Annotated in this window: 14 protein-coding genes and 1 pseudogene; 11 read left to right on the forward strand and 4 right to left on the reverse strand. The window is 60.8% G+C overall.

The genetic code is table 11. The annotated features are described in order from the left end of the window. Positions 1 to 94: 94 nt before the first annotated feature. A complete protein-coding gene (locus ACV959_RS17505; protein ID WP_475737820.1) occupies positions 95 to 466 on the reverse strand; it encodes a hypothetical protein in 372 nt (123 codons plus the stop codon). Between the two features lie 61 nt (positions 467 to 527). On the opposite strand from ACV959_RS17505, the gene ACV959_RS17510 reads away from it, so the two are divergent. From ACV959_RS17510 to ACV959_RS17525, 4 genes and pseudogenes are all read left to right on the forward strand, one after another. After that, complete coding sequence (locus tag ACV959_RS17510) at positions 528 to 2,171, forward strand: recombinase family protein (RefSeq protein ID WP_475737821.1); 1,644 nt, start codon at positions 528 to 530, stop codon at positions 2,169 to 2,171. Beyond that, positions 2,168 to 3,034: a plasmid partitioning protein RepB C-terminal domain-containing protein gene (locus ACV959_RS17515; RefSeq protein ID WP_475737822.1), complete on the forward strand. Its 867-nt coding sequence runs from the start codon at positions 2,168 to 2,170 to the stop codon at positions 3,032 to 3,034. Before ACV959_RS17510 ends, ACV959_RS17515 begins: the two co-directional genes overlap by 4 nt. 81 nt (positions 3,035 to 3,115) lie before the next feature. Continuing rightward, positions 3,116 to 4,342 (forward strand): annotated as a pseudogene (locus tag ACV959_RS17520) (IS256 family transposase); the annotation flags it as partial. After that, positions 4,291 to 4,611 (forward strand): restriction endonuclease, encoded by a 321-nt coding sequence (locus tag ACV959_RS17525; protein WP_475739710.1) that lies wholly within the window; start codon positions 4,291 to 4,293, stop codon positions 4,609 to 4,611. The pseudogene ACV959_RS17520 and the gene ACV959_RS17525, both read left to right, overlap by 52 nt. Before the next feature lie 21 nt (positions 4,612 to 4,632). Here ACV959_RS17525 and ACV959_RS17530 read toward each other — a convergent pair whose 3' ends face one another. Continuing rightward, positions 4,633 to 4,839 carry a hypothetical protein gene (locus ACV959_RS17530; RefSeq protein WP_475737823.1) on the reverse strand — a complete coding sequence of 69 codons (207 nt, stop codon included), beginning with the start codon at positions 4,837 to 4,839 and terminating at the stop codon, positions 4,633 to 4,635. A 253-nt stretch (positions 4,840 to 5,092) separates the two neighbouring features. Here ACV959_RS17530 and tnpA point away from each other — a divergent pair, with 253 nt between their 5' ends. The 3 genes from tnpA to tnpC all read left to right on the forward strand — a co-directional run bounded on the left by tnpA (position 5,093) and on the right by tnpC (position 7,500). Then, positions 5,093 to 5,545, forward strand: coding sequence for an IS66-like element accessory protein TnpA (gene tnpA, locus ACV959_RS17535; protein ID WP_475736305.1), 453 nt, complete (start codon positions 5,093 to 5,095; stop codon positions 5,543 to 5,545). Further along, entirely contained in the window at positions 5,542 to 5,898 is a 357-nt protein-coding gene (tnpB, locus tag ACV959_RS17540; protein ID WP_475736306.1) for an IS66 family insertion sequence element accessory protein TnpB, read from the forward strand. Before tnpA ends, tnpB begins: the two co-directional genes overlap by 4 nt. Before the next feature lie 69 nt (positions 5,899 to 5,967). Beyond that, positions 5,968 to 7,500 carry an IS66 family transposase gene (tnpC, locus tag ACV959_RS17545; protein ID WP_475736307.1) on the forward strand — a complete coding sequence of 511 codons (1,533 nt, stop codon included), beginning with the start codon at positions 5,968 to 5,970 and terminating at the stop codon, positions 7,498 to 7,500. Between the two features lie 566 nt (positions 7,501 to 8,066). Here tnpC and ACV959_RS17550 read toward each other — a convergent pair. Next, positions 8,067 to 9,440, reverse strand: a complete 1,374-nt coding sequence (locus ACV959_RS17550) for a sensor histidine kinase (RefSeq protein WP_475737824.1) — start codon at positions 9,438 to 9,440, stop codon at positions 8,067 to 8,069. After that, entirely contained in the window at positions 9,437 to 10,126 is a 690-nt protein-coding gene (locus tag ACV959_RS17555) for a response regulator transcription factor (RefSeq protein WP_475737825.1), read from the reverse strand. The genes ACV959_RS17550 and ACV959_RS17555 overlap by 4 nt, the downstream gene beginning before the upstream one ends. A gap of 753 nt (positions 10,127 to 10,879) precedes the next feature. On the opposite strand from ACV959_RS17555, the gene ACV959_RS17560 reads away from it, so the two are divergent. From ACV959_RS17560 to ACV959_RS17575, 4 genes are all read left to right on the forward strand, one after another. Next, positions 10,880 to 13,189 (forward strand): TonB-dependent siderophore receptor, encoded by a 2,310-nt coding sequence (locus ACV959_RS17560; protein WP_475737826.1) that lies wholly within the window; start codon positions 10,880 to 10,882, stop codon positions 13,187 to 13,189. Between the two features lie 2 nt (positions 13,190 to 13,191). After that, the gene (locus tag ACV959_RS17565) at positions 13,192 to 14,409 is read left to right on the forward strand and encodes a PepSY-associated TM helix domain-containing protein (RefSeq protein WP_475737827.1); all 1,218 of its coding nucleotides are present in this window, start codon (positions 13,192 to 13,194) and stop codon (positions 14,407 to 14,409) included. 22 nt (positions 14,410 to 14,431) lie between these two features. Beyond that, positions 14,432 to 14,749, forward strand: a complete 318-nt coding sequence (locus tag ACV959_RS17570; RefSeq protein WP_475737828.1) for a hypothetical protein — start codon at positions 14,432 to 14,434, stop codon at positions 14,747 to 14,749. 197 nt (positions 14,750 to 14,946) lie between these two features. Beyond that, positions 14,947 to 16,860: a TonB-dependent receptor gene (locus ACV959_RS17575; RefSeq protein ID WP_475737829.1), complete on the forward strand. Its 1,914-nt coding sequence runs from the start codon at positions 14,947 to 14,949 to the stop codon at positions 16,858 to 16,860. Positions 16,861 to 17,360 lie beyond the last annotated feature (500 nt).

Consider the following 17,360-nt stretch of genomic DNA (forward strand, 5'->3'; position numbering starts at 1 on the left):
GCCCAACCTTTCTCGCGCCGTTTCAGTTCCTATCGAGCGCGTGAATTGAGGATGCAGGCGCATGGAACTGCTCAGGTGATTTGACCTCCTAGGGTTATCCATCCGCATCCTCACCGAGAATGGCTTGGATTACTCTCAAGAGCTCGCCGAGCTTGTCGCGCGCCTCCATGAGACGGAGCGCGCTCGCATGTTGCTGACGGCCTGCCTGCCGGAGGAACAGCTCAACGATAGCGTCAGAGTGACGCGCCAGAGAAATCAGATGCTCGCCACTCGGCCCCCTGGTTCCGGCAAACCAGTACTTCACTGTCCGCTCGCCGGCGCCCGTCCAGCGCATCACCGACTTGATAGCCTGATGTGTTGTTCCGAGTTCTTGGCGCAATGCGACGGCAACCGCGCCCGCATAATCTATGGCGGGTTCGCCGGCGTATTCGGCCGGGTGAAAAACTGTGCCCTTTTTCGCGGTCATGCGTCCGTCCCTCTCCGGTTAGACTGGCGAGGAGACAGAAACGGCAGGATTTGCGCTGGATGTGGTCGCGCTTCGGCAATCGCGTTGGTTGGTCAAGCGCACTCACGGCCACCTGCGGAGGGAGCAAGTGGTGGCCGACTCCGATCGATACGATTCTGCAAAGGCGTCGTCCGAATCGTCGAAGCTCATACGGGCGGCGCAATACGTCCGCATGTCCACCGATCACCAGAAATATTCCACCGAGAACCAAGCAGATGCGATTCGACGATACGCTTCGGCTCGCGGCTTCGAGATTGTGCGGACCTATGCTGACGAGGGCAAAAGCGGGCTCAGGATTGACGGCCGCGACGCCTTGAAGCGATTGATCGACGACGTGATCGGCGGGCGCTCCGATTTCGACGCGATCCTGGTCTACGACGTGAGCCGCTGGTGCCGCTTCCAAGACGCCGACGAAAGCGCCTATGACGAATACATTTGCAAGCGTGCGGGCATCGTCATCCACTATTGCGCCGAGCAGTTTGAGAACGACGATAGCCCGATCTCGACCATCGTCAAGGGCGTGAAGCGAGCGATGGCCGGAGAATACAGCCGTGAACTTTCCGCGAAAGTCTTTGCCGGTCAGTGCCGATTGATCGAACTCGGGTTCCGGCAAGGTCGACCCGCCGGCTTCGGCCTGCGCCGCGCCCTTGTCGACCAGACCGGCGCCATGAAGGGCGAACTGGAGCGAGGCCAGCACAAGAGCATCCAGACCGACCGCGTCGTTCTCTCGCTCGGGCCGCAGAGTGAGATTGATGTCGTGCGCGTCATTTACCGCGCATTCGTCCTCGACCGTCGGAGCGAACGGCAGATCGCCGAGGAATTAAACGAGCGGGGTGTCCCGACCGACCTCGGCCGCGCATGGACGAGAGGCGCCGTTCATCAAATTCTTATCAACGAGAAATACGTCGGCGACAATGTCTGGAATCGCATTTCCTTCAAGCTGAAGAAAAAGCGGATACGCAACAGTCCGGACATGTGGATTCGCGCCGAAGGAGCGTTCCCGGCAATCGTCGAACGCGATCTCTTCGCCGCCGCGCAAGCAATCATCCGGGCGCGGTCGGCCCGCTTTTCGGACGAAGCGATGCTCGACGCGCTGCGTGCGCTTTTTCAGACGCAGGGGTTACTGTCTGAGCTCATTATTGATGAACAGGAAGGGATGCCGTCGAGCAGCGCCTATCGCTGCCGCTTCGGCAGCCTCTTGCGCGCATACAGCCTCGTAGGCTACAGGCCGCGCCGCGACTATCGCTATATCGAGATCAATCGCGGGCTGCGCCAAATCCACGCCGATATATTCGAAGCGGTCGTAACTCGGCTGGCGCAAGCCGGAGCCACGGTTCGACAAGATTCCGACGTGGGTCTCATTGTCGTCAATGACGAATTCCGTCTTTCAGTCGTGATCGCTCGCTGCCGGAAAACGCCGAGTGGATCATTGCGCTGGCGGCTGCGGTTCGACACGGGGCTCAAACCAGACATCACCCTCGCGATACGCATGGATCTCAACAACAACCGGGCTTTCGACTTTTATCTCTTTCCCGAAATCGACGTTGCCAGCGGACGCGTCCATCTCGCCGAAGAAAATGGTCTTTCGCTCGACGCCTACCGCTTCGAGAACCTCGACGTCCTCTACAAGCTCGCGGCGCGCTCACGCATCAGGGAGGCGGCATGACCATTCCGCATCGCTCCCAGAATATCGAAATGATCGCCATCGCCGATATCGACGTGCTCAATCCACGCTTGCGCAATAAGCGTCAGCATCGAATGCTCGTCGAAAATATCGAGGCAATCGGCCTGAAACGTCCGATCACCGTGAGCCGCAAGAATAACGGCGGCAAGCCGCGTTACGATCTCATCTGCGGCGAGGGACGGCTCGAAGCCTTCCGCATCTTAGGCGCCGCCGAGATTCCGGCCATTGTTACTGCTGCGCCAGAAAGCGATTGCCTGGTAATGAGCCTCGTCGAGAATATCGCCCGCCGTCAGCATCGGCCGATCGATATCATCCAGGAGATCGCCAGGCTTCGCCAGCGTGACTATTCGGAGGAAGAAATCGCGCAAAAGATCGGCTGCACAGCGGGATGGGTCAAAGATCTCATGATGCTCCTCGAACGCGGCGAGGAGCGCCTGGTCTGCGCCGTGGAAACTGGCCTCATTCCAATTGGCGTTGCAGTGGATATTTCGAGAGCCGAAAGCAACGACGCGCAGAACATTCTCGTAGAGGCCTATGAATCCGGAAAGATCAAGGCAAAAGGACTCCGCGCCATCCGTAGGCTGCTTGACCAGCGTTTGAGGGGCAGCAAGGGGATTTCCGGCAACCAGCCAGGAGGCCGACATCGCTCACGCCGCGTGACCGCCGACGATCTCATGCGCCTTTATCAGCGGGAAGCGGAAAAACAGCGGCTCGTGGCGAAAAAGGCGGACTTTACCCAGGCCAGGCTTCTCTTCATCGTTGAAGCTTTGAAGGATCTCCTGGCCGATGAGGGGTTCAACACGCTGCTCAGAGCCGAATCCCTGGACCTGATGAGCTATGACTGAAAATGGGTGATTGGGCCTGAAAAGGCGGCGTATCGTGGGGGGTGCTGAATCCTGCCAGCTCCTCCAAAGGAGCGATACGCCATGGAAGAAGATAGCACGATCATCCATCTCCGGCAGCGGGGTCTGATCTCCGATCCCCTGACGGAGATTGCCCGAGAAGGCGCACAACGCATGCTTGCGGCCGCGCTGAAGGCTGAAGCGGACAGTTTCGTCGAGATGTTTTCCCACGAGCGGCTGCCTGATGGCCGCCAACGTGTTGTGCGGCATGGCGTCGGGCCAGAACGGGTCATCCAGACCGGGATCGGGCCGATAACCGTTCAGCGGCAAAAGGTCCGGGATCGCGCCGCCGATGCGCCGGCGTCGGCGAAAGTTCGCTTCAGTTCGAACATTCTGCCCAGATGGGCGCGCCGGTCGCGCAGCCTCGACGCCTTGTTGCCGGTTCTTTATCTGCGGGGCGTCTCGATGGGCGACCTTCAGGAGGCGCTGACGGCCCTTCTCGGCCCAGAGGCCCCGAACCTATCGCCGGGCGTGATCGCTCGTCTGATCGAGGCTTGGCGGGAGGAGCATGGTCGCTGGCAACGTCGGGATCTCTCGGCTCGCCGCTATGTCTACATCTGGGCGGACGGCGTCTATCTACAGGCGCGGATGGAGCCGGAAGCGGAATGCATTCTTGTCATCATCGGCGCCACGCCCGAAGGCAAAAAGGAGCTTCTCGGCTTTCATGTGGGCGCCCGGGAAAGCGCGCAAAGCTGGCGTGAGTTGCTTGTCGATCTCAAGGCGCGGGGCCTGACAATCTCCCCCGAACTTGCGGTTGCCGATGGCGCTTTGGGGTTCTGGAAAGCAATGGACGAGATTTATCCAGCCGCGCGGCGTCAGCGATGCTGGTTCCACAAGATCTCCAATATTCTCGGCAAGTTCCCGAAGTCCATGGCGGCGGCGGTCAAGGCCGACCTGCAGGAGATCCATCACTCAGAAACCAAGGCGGCGGCGCGCGCGGCGATAAACCTCTTCAACGAAAAATACGGGACCAAATACGCGCCGGCCGTCGCCTGCCTGACCAAGGATGAAGAAGCATTGCTGGCGTTCTACGACTTCCCCGCCGAACACTGGGATCACCTGCGAACGTCCAATCCAATCGAGAGCGTCTTCGCCACCGTCCGGCATCGGACGGTGCGCACCAAGGGCGCTCTGTCCCAGAAGACGGTGAAGATCATGGTCTTCACCCTCATTCGAGCGGCGTCAAAAACCTGGCGCAGATTGAAAGGCGCAAATCAGTTGCCTCGGCTCATCGAAGGCGTCAGAATTCGTCGACGGCGTCGCAAGCAGCGACGCCAGAGAAAGCCACGCCGCTTGATCAGCGCCCGTCACCCACATTCGGCCATAGCTCGGATGGCGACAAGGAGCGGCTCTATTTCGTCGTCGAGACAAAAGGGGCACTGTTTGCCGACGCGCTCCGCAGCAGCGAAGCAGCGAAGATCAAATGCGGCGAAGCCCATTTCGGGGCGCTGGCGGTTGGCGATAATCCTGCTCGTTTTGTCAAAGCCACCAAGCTAGATGATGTGATAACGCACGCGTAGTCTGGATCACGTCGTGCGCTCTCAGCGTCGCTGCGGGGACGTGCAGATCGCCGCCCACGCCGCATTATGCGCCTTGACCTGCCGGATAGTCTCATCGGTGTCCTTCCTTGACCACCGGATCAGCTCGAACGCCGAGCACGCGACTGCGTCAGTCCCGGCGGAAGCCGTCGTCGTCGCGCAGCCGGGCAGAATCGGAAGCAGCGTCAGCGGCAGCAGCGCGGCGCGCATCGCGCGCCTTGCGGAGATCGAGGGCAGGAGTGGTGGACTCCGGCGAGGTTTTGGGCATGCCGAAGGCGTCCCCGTAGCGCGTAATTTCGCAGGGAACTTCCGGCCCATCGCGACGGTTTCGAATGGTGCGGAGCCAAGCGTCGAGAAAAAGCTAATATTTTCAATGAGCAGGAAGTCCGTAAGCGCTGTTCTGCTCGCACCTGTTTTGAATGAGTTGGGGCGACGATAATCGGAGCGAAAGGGGCTCCGACACATGTCGATTTCAGAGCGTAAGCATATGTCGGAGCCTGAAGCAGCTCCGATGCGGCGGATCGAGGTTTTCACGGGCGCGGGACGCCGGAGAACGTGGGGCTCCGATCAGAAGGCGGCGATCGTCGCTGAGAGCTTTGCGGAGGACGCGAGCGTTTGTGAAGTGGCGCGGCGGCACGGTCTGACGGCGCAGCAGCTTTTTACGTGGCGTCGTCAGGCGCGCAAAGAGACCGAGGCTCGCGCGGACGCAGGCGCGCCGCCATTGTTTGTTCCGGCAATCATGCAAGGGCCTGCGCCCGCGCCGCCGGCGAAGCGCAAACGCCGCGCCGTCGACCAGGAAATTGGTTCGACGCCGACGATCGAACTTGAAATTGACGGCGTTACGGTTCGGGTCGGACGCGGCGCGCAAGCGAAGACCATCGCTGCGGTGATCCGGGCGTTGAAAGTCGCCAAATGATCGGCCCGACGGGCGCGGTGCGCGTGATGGTGGCGACGAAGCCTGTCGACTTCCGCAAGGGCGCAGAGGGTCTCGCGGCGCTGGTGCGCGAGACGATGCAGTGCGATCCCTTCGACGGCGCGATCTACGTCTTTCGCGCGAAACGGACGGACCGCATCAAGCTGGTCTTCTGGGACGGCACGGGCGTGTGCCTCTTCGCCAAGCGGCTGGAGGATGGCGAGTTCCGCTGGCCGAAGATCGAAGACGGGGTGATGCGGTTGTCGGCGGCGCAATTTTCGGCGCTGCTGGAGGGGCTGGACTGGCGGCGCGTCCACAGCGTGAAGGAGACGCCGGCGCCGGCCTTGGCGGGATGATCTGCGACACAATGAATCAGGGCGTCGAAGAGCGTCGAAAGACCGCAGAAAATATGGTCTTCTGTGTCTATGGCGCAGGCGGTCGAGACGCTTCCCGACGATCCGAATGAACTGAAGGCGATGCTCCTCGCCGAGCGGGCGCGCAACGAGCGCCTCGTTCAGATCATCAAGGAGATGCAGCGTCATCGCTTCGGACGGCGCGCAGAGACGCTTCCCGATGACCAGATGCTGCTGGCGCTCGAAGAGGTCGAGCAGACGGAAGCCGGCGCAGCGGCGGAGGGGGAAGCCAAGTCCGCCGCCGAACGCGAGAAGGCGTCCAGAAAGCGCCGCACGAACCGAGGCGCGCTGCCGGCGCATCTGCCGCGCATCGAGACCGTCGTCGATGTCGAGGACTACGCCTGCCCCTGCTGCAAGGGACTGCTGCACAAGATCGGCGAAGACGTCTCCGAGCGGCTCGACATCGTCCCGGCGCAGTTCCGGGTGCTGGTGACGCGGCGTCCCAAATACGCCTGCCGCGCCTGCGAGGGCGCAATCGTGCAGGCGCCGGCCCCGCCGCGGCTGATCGAGGGTGGACTGCCGACCGAGGCGGCAATCGCCCATGTGCTCGTCTCCAAATATGCCGATCACTTGCCGCTTTATCGCCAGGCGCAGATCTACGCCCGACAGGGGATCGCCCTCGACCGTTCGACGCTCGCCGACTGGGTTGGCCGCGCCGCCTGGCATTTGCGGCCCGTTCATGAGCGGCTTCTGGAACACATCCGGTCGTCGACGAAAATCTTCGCCGACGAGACGACGGCGCCGGTGCTCGACCCCGGGCGGGGCCGCACGAAAACCGGCCAACTTTGGGCCTATGCCCGCGACGACCGGCCATGGGGCGGCGCCGATCCGCCGATCGCCGTCTATGTCTATGCGCAAAACCGAAAGTCCGAGCAGCCGCTCGCGCATCTCGCTGGCTTCACGGGCGTCGTGCAGGTCGACGGTTACGCTGGCTATCGCGCGCTGGCGCACAAGAACAGCGTGGCGCTGGCCTTCTGCTGGTCCCATGTCCGCCGGCGCTTTTACGAACTCGCCGCGGCAGGTCCTGCGCCGATCGCCAGCGAGGCGCTCGAACGCATCGGCGCGCTCTACGCCATCGAGAGCGACGTCCGCGCGCAGAACCCGGATGACCGGCGCGCGGCGCGACAGGAGAAATCCCGCCCGATCCTCGACGCCCTCGAGCCATGGCTGCGTGAAAAGCTCGCGCTGATCAGCCAGAAGACCAGGCTCGCCGAGGCGATCCGCTACGCGCTCTCGCGTTGGGACGGCCTGGCGCGCTTCATCGACGACGGGCGCATCGAGATCGACTCCAACATCGTCGAGCGCGCCATCCGCCCCATTGCCCTCAATCGCAAGAACGCGCTTTTCGCGGGCTCAGACGGCGGCGCAGAGAATTGGGCGATCGTCGCCTCGCTCATCGAGACCTGCAAGCTCAATGGCGTCGATCCGCAGGCCTATTTGGCCGACGTTCTCGTGAAGATCATCAATGGCCATCTCGCGAGCAAACTCGACGAGCTCATGCCCTGGGCCTACGCGCAGCCGGTCGCTCTCGAAGACGTGGCCTGATAACAGCGGTTACGGAAGTCCGTATCTCGACCCGCGCAGTCATGAGGTTCGGAGAAAAAGGGCGAGAACAGAGAAAAATTCGGCCGGATTGAGCAGCGCGCAGTCAGCAGCCTGTCGGCTCAAAGTCCCGGAAGTGTTAGGGCTTTTCAACCGCCCAAGGGCCGAGAGAACGTCAGCCGGAGCAAGGACTGGCGGAGGGGGCGGGTCTGGGAGCAAACTGTCTGGGCGGGGCGTAGCGGAGGGGAGCGGGATTCTTCGGAAAGGCCAAATTTTTGGCGCGCTCGCAGGAATGCGCGGGAGCCCGCCAGGGACTGAGATATCTCGCCGCTACACTTTGATTTTGTACGCTGGCGCAGCTGTGCAAACGTAACTCGGCGAGGCTTTCTTCGTAAGCTCCGGCATGGCGAGGTTGGAGCGGGCTGGCGCGCCACGGTCGATCAAGATGGGCAATATGTCTTCGCGACAGCGCTGTCATGGCGATTTCGTTATCCCTTAGCCGGGAGCGGGATTTTGCGGGAAAGCGTCTGAACAACCGCGTTGTCGGCGCACGCCCCCTCCGGTGGGTTTCAACTCAAATTCGGCTGCCGAAACGAAAGCTTGAACGTTGCCCCTCCGCCGGGCGTGTCCTCGACCCAGATACGACCGCCGAGTTTGTCCATGAGCTCTTTTGAAATTGCCAGCCCCAACCCTGTTCCAGGCGTTGCGTCACTCTTTCGCCAGAACGGTTCGAAGATGGATTCCCGATCCGAAGGGTCGATGCCTGATCCATGATCGGCCACCGAGACGATCGCCGGCTCGCTTACCTGAACTTTAACTTTTCCCCCGGCCGGTTCTGCGCGGAGAGCGTTGTCGATCAGATTTCCGACGACGCATTCGATCGCTCTGCGATTCCCACGAACAACGATCGAATCTGAGACTGCATCAAGTTCGATGTTTCGATCGCATTCGATAATTAGCGGCGTGTAATCTGCGACGATCTGGCGAAGGGTCGCGATCAAGTCCACCTCGTCGCTGACCGAAGCTTGACGTTCCGTTAGTCGCGTCGATATGAGCATCTGCTCGACGATCGCCTGCAAATGGCTCGCATCGCGCAGCAGGTCCTGCCTGAAAGTCGGCTCCTCCGTGTCTTCTAGACGCGCGCGCATGATAGCGAGCGGCGTTCGAAGTTCGTGCGCGGCGTTTGCGATGTAGCGGCGCATTCTGGCGGCGCTCGCATTCAGGCGCGCGAGGGCGTCGTTGATCGCGTTGACAAAAGGGCGCACTTCAAGTGGGACGACTTGGGCGATGATGTTGCGATCGAGATTATCGAAATCGATCGCTTCCACTTGCGTAGCGGCGTCGCGGAGCGGCGTCAGACCTTTGCGCACGGCGTACCAAGCGACGACCGCGGAGAGCAACACGATGGCGATCAGATAGACTGCCATCCATTGCGCCGCGTCCAGCAGGTAGCCGAATACGTCGTCCCAACGGAATTTCTGGCGGTAGACCGCGACATGCAGCCAACCGTACGGCGTCCATCGGCGCTCCATGTAACCAAGAGGATTGACTTCGACGTCGCCCGGAAGATTGAAATGCAGATGGGCGGCCGTCATCTGAATTACGCCGGCCTTGGCGAGCGCAGCGGCAAGATCTGGCGAAGAGCCTTTCAGTGGACGCCGCAATTCGTCGAAGACAGCGAATTTCATTCCCGGCGCACGCTCGATTTCAGACTGCAATTCGGGAACTGGAGCGATGAAAAGTTCGCCATTCCCCTGATTCACCGACTTTTTGACCAGATTGCTGACGCGATAGGTCGCGAACTCATCAAGGGACGTACGAAAATACGCGACCTTGGCGAGCTCCAAACCCATCGTCAGCATTGCGCCAATCACGAACGCGGCGATTTGCGCGACGAAAAGATGCAGCACGACCCTACGCGCAAGAGACGGGTCCGCGGTCATTTGCTTATGTTTCGCTTTTCTGCTGCGATCATGTAGCCGACGCCACGCACGACATGTAAATCAACGCCGGAGCCGAGTTCCTTTAGTCGGCTGCGCAGGCGGTAGACCAGTGTCGTCAGGGCCTGGGGCTGGACGTCGTCGTCTATCCCGTAAACCGCGTTGATCAAAGCCTCTCTCGTAACTATTCGGCCCATGCGTCTGATCAGCGCCTCCAGTAGACTCAATTCGCGCCTGAGCAAGACGACGGGCTGCTCATTGATCGTCACCAGCCTTGTGCTGAACTCAAATGACAGGCTCCCGACTTTGACAGGGGGCGCGTTCTCCGCACCCGGGCGTCGCAAACTTGCGCGGATGCGCGCCATCATCTCGTCGAGGTTGAAGGGCTTTGTGAGATAATCATCCGCTCCGGCATCCAAACCCTCAATGCGGTCGTCCACGGCGTCCAAAGCGGTGAGCATCAGAATGCGAATGCCGGGCTGTTTCGACCTCATGCTGGCGATGAGGCTCAGGCCGTCGCCGTCCGGCAGACGTCGGTCGAGCAAGGCCAGCGCATAGGGACAGTCATCGAGCGCACGCGACGCGTTCTCCATGCTTTCTACATGATCGATGAAAAAGCCCGCATTCTTGATGCGCCGCGTCATGCGGGACCCCAGTTCCCGATTGTCTTCGACCAGCAAAATTCTCATGGGCGCCGCTCCCAGTCGATCGCAAAGCGCTAATCTGCGCCGAGAGCGTCGACGCTTTCAAGCGGCAACAATTTGCTTGCCGCTCAGACTGTGACAAAAATGCCACAAGCATTGCTTTTGTCTGCACGATCGTCAGGCGTGATTCTCGCGTGATTTTTCGCGACTACCCATCATGCCGAACTGGCGGGGATTCGACGCGCCAAAAGGCTCAGGCACAGGCAATAGATCGGCGTTTACGGGTCATGAGGCGGCCAGAGGCACAATACTCGGCATTTGGGTGGGAGCGGGTTGCGCGTCCCATCCTCCTGACCCTGCTGATCGTCCAGTTCCTTCTCAAGGCGCTTGTCCTTCCCGCTGCGGCCGCCGGGAGTGGCGGTTCCCACATGGAGGCGACGAACGTCTGGGGCGCCGTTTTCAGCAATATCTGCCGCTCCGAGGCGCCGGACACCTCCGATGGCCGCGGCCAATCCCTTTCAGCGGATTGTTGTCTTTCGAGCGCTTCATTCATCGACGCCTCGCCGCCTCCCAGAGGGAAAGCGCATCGAATAGCCGCTCTTTGGTGTGGCGCACGGCCCCTGCGCCTTGTGGACCCGCTCCCGCTCTCCGCCGCCGGCTGGCGGAGCGCATGGTCGGCGCAATCCCCTCCGAACAAAGCGTAACGGAATTGACCGCCGGGACCTGATCCCGGGCCCCACTCTTCCACGCTTTTCTTCGCTGACCTAGTCCCGTGACAGGCGGCGACCGGAGATACCTATGTTCCGACATGTGCTTCTGCGCGGCGTATCTGCCGGCGCTCTGATCGTAATCGCCTATTCGAGCGGCGCTTCCGCCCAGCAACAACTGCCGACCATTGACGTAGGCGCCGGCCAAAGACAAAGCCGACCCGGCCCCCGCATCGCCGGCCCCGCGCGCGGGAATGGAGCATCGGCCCCTGTGCAAAGCTCCGCGCAGGGCCCATCCAACCCGAACGATCCCAAAACGCCTGCGGAAGGCTATGTGGTGACGAACGCGACCGCCGGGACGAAAACGGACGTGCCAATCAGGGAGACGCCCCTTTCGATCGCCGTCGTGCCGCGTCAGGTCATAACGGATCAGGCGGATAACACACTTCAACAGGCGGTCGAAAACGTTTCGGGCGTCCACAGTCTTTCGACGGACATATCTGCCTACGTCTACTACATCCGTGGCTTCCAGAGCACCAATCGCTATCGCAACAGCCTGATCATTCCCGGCGACGCAGACGCCGCCATGTCCGATACGGCGAATCTCGAACGTATTGAAGTGCTGAAAGGGCCGTCATCGATCCTCTATGGCCGTGTGGAGCCCGGCGGTCTGATCAATATGGTGACGAAGCAGCCCCTCGGTCGGCAGCGCTATGTCGTAAAGCAGGAATTCGCCTCCTATGATCATTATCGAACCGAATGGGATTTGACGGCGCCGATCACGAGCGTTCCGGGCCTCGCCTATCGCTTTACGGGCGCCTATCAGAATCAGGGATCCTGGCGGCCTTTCCAGGGCGGCGACCGCGTCTTCCTCGCGCCAGTCGTGAGCTACAAACCCACCGAGTGGACGGAATTCACGTTCGACGCACAGTATCTCGGCAACAAGGCCCAGAGCGACACCGGATTCCCTTTCATTTTCGCCAACCCCGCCCCGATCCCTCTCAATCGTTCTTTTCAAGAGCCCAACGACCCACGGGACCGCTCTGAAGCGGCGTTGATCGGCTATAATTTCCGCCAGAACCTCACTGAAGATTGGAAGGTGACGAATAGATTTCTTTACACCAACGGGTGGGTCTGGAAGCCCAACGTCACGGCCGTAAATTACAATCTTGGCACAGGAGTTCTGGACCGAATCACTCAGTTCCAGAATCTCAAGGGCGAGGCATATTCGACCAATATCGACCTTCAGGGAAAATTTGACGCTCTCTACGGCAAGCACGTCTTTTTGATGGGGCTCGACTACTTCAATAACTACCGCGATTACGTTTATGCGGAAGGATCACAGAATTACCCGATCAACATCTTTGCTCCCATATATGGCACGGTGCCCCAATGGGGTTATTGGGACGCCATTGCAGGACGCGGCTTTAAGAGCCTTTCTTCAGTTTTGGCGCGTCAGAAAGGCTTTTATGTCCAGGACCAGGTAACGTGGTTTGATCGTCTGCATTTTTTGATCGGCGCGCGATACGACGTCGCCGACGTCGTGGAGGGGCGCGCGCGCGGAGTCAATTCGAGTCCGCAAGACGCCGTCAACGCTCGATTGCGCGCGCGCGATCGCATCGACACAGGCTGGAGCCCGCGGGTTGGCGTCCTAGTCGACTTCACGCCACAGATCAGCGGCTACGCAAATTTCTCACAATCCTTTGGCGCAAACAACGGGCTGACCGCAACGGGCCAGACGCTTCCGCCGGAAAAGGCCCAGCAATGGGAGGCTGGGTTGAAGGCGGAGGCGTTCACGGGCTTGTCCGCGACGCTCGCATTCTATCAGATCACTAAGCAGAACGTGAAAATGCGCGACTTCGCGTCGGCCGACCCAAGCGCTGTGAAACTCGCAGGATTGCAACGGAGCCGGGGCGTCGAATTCGATGTTGTCGGTCGCCTGACCGACAGGATCAGCCTCATCGGCAATTACGCATACACCAATGCGAAGGTCATTTCGGATAACTGGCATGATCCGCTCAATCCGTTCGGCAGTGGTCTTCTTGGCAACCATCTCAACAATGTCCCCCGTCATTCGGGCAAGATATTCGTGACCTACGATTTTGGCGATGATGGGCTTGGATTTCGGATCGGCGGCGGTGTGACTGCCCAGACTCACGTCTGGGGAGATCTTCAAAACACCTTCGTGCTTCCTGGCTGGGCGCGCCTCGACGGCTTTGCGAGCTACACGACGCTACTGGAAGGTCACAAGTTGACCGCGCAGTTGAATCTGAAAAACATGACGGATGCGCGCTATTTCGACGCCGCCGACGTTTGGTATAATTATGCGACTGACCCTCGGTATAACGTGCTGCCGGCCAAGCCCTTCACGGCGATGGGCACGGTTAGGTTCGAGTGGTAGCCATGCGGCGCGGGCTTTGGGTTTGGCTCCATCGCTGGATCGGTCTTGGCGCATCGGCGTTCCTCATCGTCATCGCCTTGACTGGCTCTCTGCTGTCCTTCCACGACGAACTGAACCACTGGCTCGCGCCGCGCTTTTTCCCGGGGCCGCATGCGGGGAAGGAACTGGACCTCGCGGCGCTCGTGCGGCGGGCGGAAGCGATCGCGCCGCAAGCGCGCGCGACGCGTGTCTATGTCGGCTATCGCGGCACGGCGGTTGTCAGTATAGAGCCGCGCTCCGCCGACGCGCCGCTCGACTTCGACCGGATTTATCTGGACGCCGTAAGCGGAGCGGAACTCGGCCGACTCAAATGGGGCGCGGCGCCTACCAGCCTCGCCGGCGTGATGCCGTTCATCTACGCGCTGCACTACAAGCTCGTCGCCGGGGATATCGGCGAATGGATTGTCGGGATCGTGGCGCTTGCATGGACGCTCGATTGCTTCATCGCCTTCTATCTGACGTTGCCGTCGTCCGTGGACCGTACCCGCAAAAGCTATCTCGCGAGATGGAAAGCGGCCTGGACAATTAAAAGGCGAGCCTCGCCATATCGAATAACTTTCGATGTTCACAGGGCCGGAGGTTTGTGGCTCTGGGCGATGCTCTTCATCTTTGCTTGGTCGGGAGTTGGATTCAATATAAACGGAGCTTATTCGCGCATTACAAATTTGTTTGTCGACTATGCACAGCCGGCTTGGGCGCTTCCAGCGCTCCCCGAGGAGGCTCAGCCGCCCAATTGGCTGGAATGGGAAGATGCGCTCGCGGTTGGGCAAAGACTGATGAGCGAACAGGCGCAAGCGATTGGGTTCAACGTCGAGCGTCCTTTAGCGCTTTATCGGCTCCGCGACAGGGCGCTTTACGAATACCGGGTTCGCTCTTCCCTCGATATTGGCGACAAGGCGGGCGGGACTTCCGTTTTCTTTGACGTCACAACGGGCGAATTCAAAGGGTTCGCCGCGCCGACTGGTCAGCGCGCCGGCAATACGATCACGACCTGGCTATTTGAGCTGCACATGGCAAATTTATTTGGTCTCCCATACAAAATTTTCATTTGCCTCCTCGGCCTCATCATCACGATGCTCTCCGTCACCGGCATTTACATCTGGTGGAAGAAGCGGGCCGCGCGCAGGTCGCATCGGCTTCGTGAGTCGGCGGCGTCCACCCCGATAGAAACGACCTCATGAGCGTGTCCGAGAGGAATGCCCAATGTCGAATCATGAAAGCCTCGCCAGTAAGATTGAGCGTCTGCGGCGCGCGCTGCCGGTCTCGGCCCATCCGCGTTCCGGGCTTTTTCTTGAGTTGCGTAGTAGAGGCGCTTGCGGTGGCGGTGCGCCACGGCTTACGGTCGTCGACATTTTCGACATGGGCGCCGCCGGGGGTGGATTGATGTGCCGTTTTGTCGTCGGTGATCAGGACTCGCGCAGCTTTGTCGCACCGCTGTCGCAGATTGCGCTGGACCGCCGTCATATGGCGGCGCAAGCTGTCGCCATGCATTGCCGTGCGCGGCGCGCCGGGGCGGCGTGAAGGGCTGCCCGCTTATCTCTGTGCTCGCCGTCGTTGTGTTCGGCGCGACGGCCTTTGCCGGGGAGTGGCGGGAGATCGAACGAAAGGAGAAGGCAGCCTCGGAGCGCCACGCGCGCAATCTCGTACCGCGCACGAAGCGCCAGGCGCCTCTCAGGGTTCCGCTCAGGCCCTCAGATACGGCGCCGCAGGTCGGCCCTATGCGTGAGGATCCTCCGGCGCCGCGCGCTCAGACGCTGGGGCGCGACCAGAGCGGCGTCTATGTCAACGCGCCGGCGACGAACTCGGCCTATTCGCCAAGCTTCGTCATGCGCGGCTTTCCGGCGGGGGTGACGCTTTTCGACGGCGCCTCGCACGGCTTCACCGCCCAGGACGTCGATCTCTCCACCATCGACCACGTCGAGTTCTTCAAGGGGCCCAGCGCCATGCTATTCGGCAAGGCGCTCGGCGGCTATGGCGGCGCAGCGAATTACATCCGAAAGGCCCCGACGCAGGAGACTTTCGCGCGCGCCGTTTCGACCCTCGCCAGTTTCGCCGTGCGGCGTTTCACCGTCGACGTCAATACGCCGCTCAATAACGACAAGAGCCTGCTGTTTCGCTTCACCGGCTCGGCGCAGAGCCTGGGGAGCTTTGTCGATTTCGTAGGCTCGCGCAGTTTCGACATAGCCCCCATGCTCGCCTATACGGCGGATAACGGCGACAGAGCCAGCTTGCGCGCCGAGCACAACGGCGCCCGGCTCGTCTGGCGCGATGGCGTTCCCGCCGATCCGATCTTCCTGCACGTCCCGCGCGAGTTCTATGCCGGCCTGCCCGCCAATGAGCATGAAACCCCGATCTTCGACGATCTCACCTTCACCTATGAGCACGCCTTCAACAAGGACTGGAACATCACCACGGTCGTCGATTATTTTCTCTCCGCGAGCCGCTGGGGCTGGTTCACCGGCTGGGGCTATGACGGCTTCCAGTCGGTCGTCCTCGGCAATCCGGCCCGCGCGCGCGTCGCCAATCGCAGTTTCGACGCGCAATTGCGCCTCAACGGCCGCTTCGACACAGGGCTCCTCTCTCACACGGTCTTTCTCGGACTTGAACATTGGGATTTCTATTACGGCTATAACAACGATATCGCCCGCGATGAGGCGGCGCCGGTCAACATTTTCTTCCCCGTCTATTCGCCGGGCGTCAATTACGCCGGCGCCTATTGGTCGAATGGCGTCGCGCGCGCGATCAGCCGTTCGGTCTACGGCCAGGACCTCATCGATCTGAACGAGAACTGGCGCATTCTGATCGGCGGGCGTTACGATCTTCTCGCCCAGCGCGAGCGCGTCTTCGATCCCTTCGGCGCGCTGACCGGCGAGCCGACATCGAGCTTAAGCAAGGGGAGAAAGGGCTATTTTTCGCCGCGCGCCGGCATTCTCTATCGGCCGAACGAGGAGACGCAGCTCTTCGCCGCTTACGGCAAATCGCTGATCCCAAACACCGGCGTGCGCATCCAAAGCGGCGAGGCGCCGCCGCCGCAGCAGGACACGCAATATGAGATCGGCTTCAGGCGCGAATTTCTCGACCGCAAGATGAGTTTCGAAGTCGGTCTCTTCGACATTACCCGCGACAATGTCGCCATTCCCAACCCGGCCAATCCATCCGGCTTCTATTCCGTCGTCACCGGCCAGCAGCACAGCCATGGGATCGAGGTCAATCTCGGCGGCGAAATCTTGCCGAACCTGAAAATCAACGCCGTCGCCACCTTCCTGCACGCGCTCGTCTCGAAGGACGACAACATCCCCTCGCAGCAGGGCAGCGATCTTTTGGGCGCGCCGCGCCGAGTCTACAACCTCTCCGCCAATTACACATTCGACTCGGCCAACCTCAAGGGCCTCGAACTCGGCGCCAGCTACTACTACGCCAGTCGCCTCGAGGCGACGTTGCCCAACACCTATGGCTTCACCCTTGCGCCCCAGCAGATGCTCGGCGCCTCGCTCGCCTATAGCTTCAACGATAATCTCAAGCTCGAAATCAACGCGACCAACCTCACCAATCGCCCGAACTGGACCTCGAACGGCGCTCTCTTCCATGGCGAGCCGCGCGGTTTCAGCGTGAGCCTGAACGGCGGATTTTGAGGCCAAGCCGTTCATTCTCTCACGCCGTCCTTTGACCCTCGCAGCGGCAGGCGCCGCGCCCCTGTTGCGGCCGCTGGGTTGGCGGAATCTTGCGGAAGCGGCCTTTGAGAGGGAATTGGCGGCCGAATTCGCGAAGAACAATATCAAAATGAGCGCTACGCTCGGGGGAGCTCGCATGTCGATTGATAGCAACGACTGTTGAATTACTGCAACAGTCGAGAAATTTCTTCGCGACCCTGATCTGGGAGCTTGAATGTCGAATCGACTGTGAAAGAATTCAAAAATGGAATCAGGACAGACAGCACGGAGGCGTTCCGCCCGCGCGATCGTCGCGGGCGTCGTCGCAGAGCTATGACTGAAAATGGGTGATTGGGCCTGAAAAGGCGGCGTATCGTGGGGGGTGCTGAATCCTGCCAGCTCCTCCAAAGGAGCGATACGCCATGGAAGAAGATAGCACGATCATCCATCTCCGGCAGCGGGGTCTGATCTCCGATCCCCTG

It is taken from the genome of Methylocystis sp. Se48, from assembly GCF_056269425.1.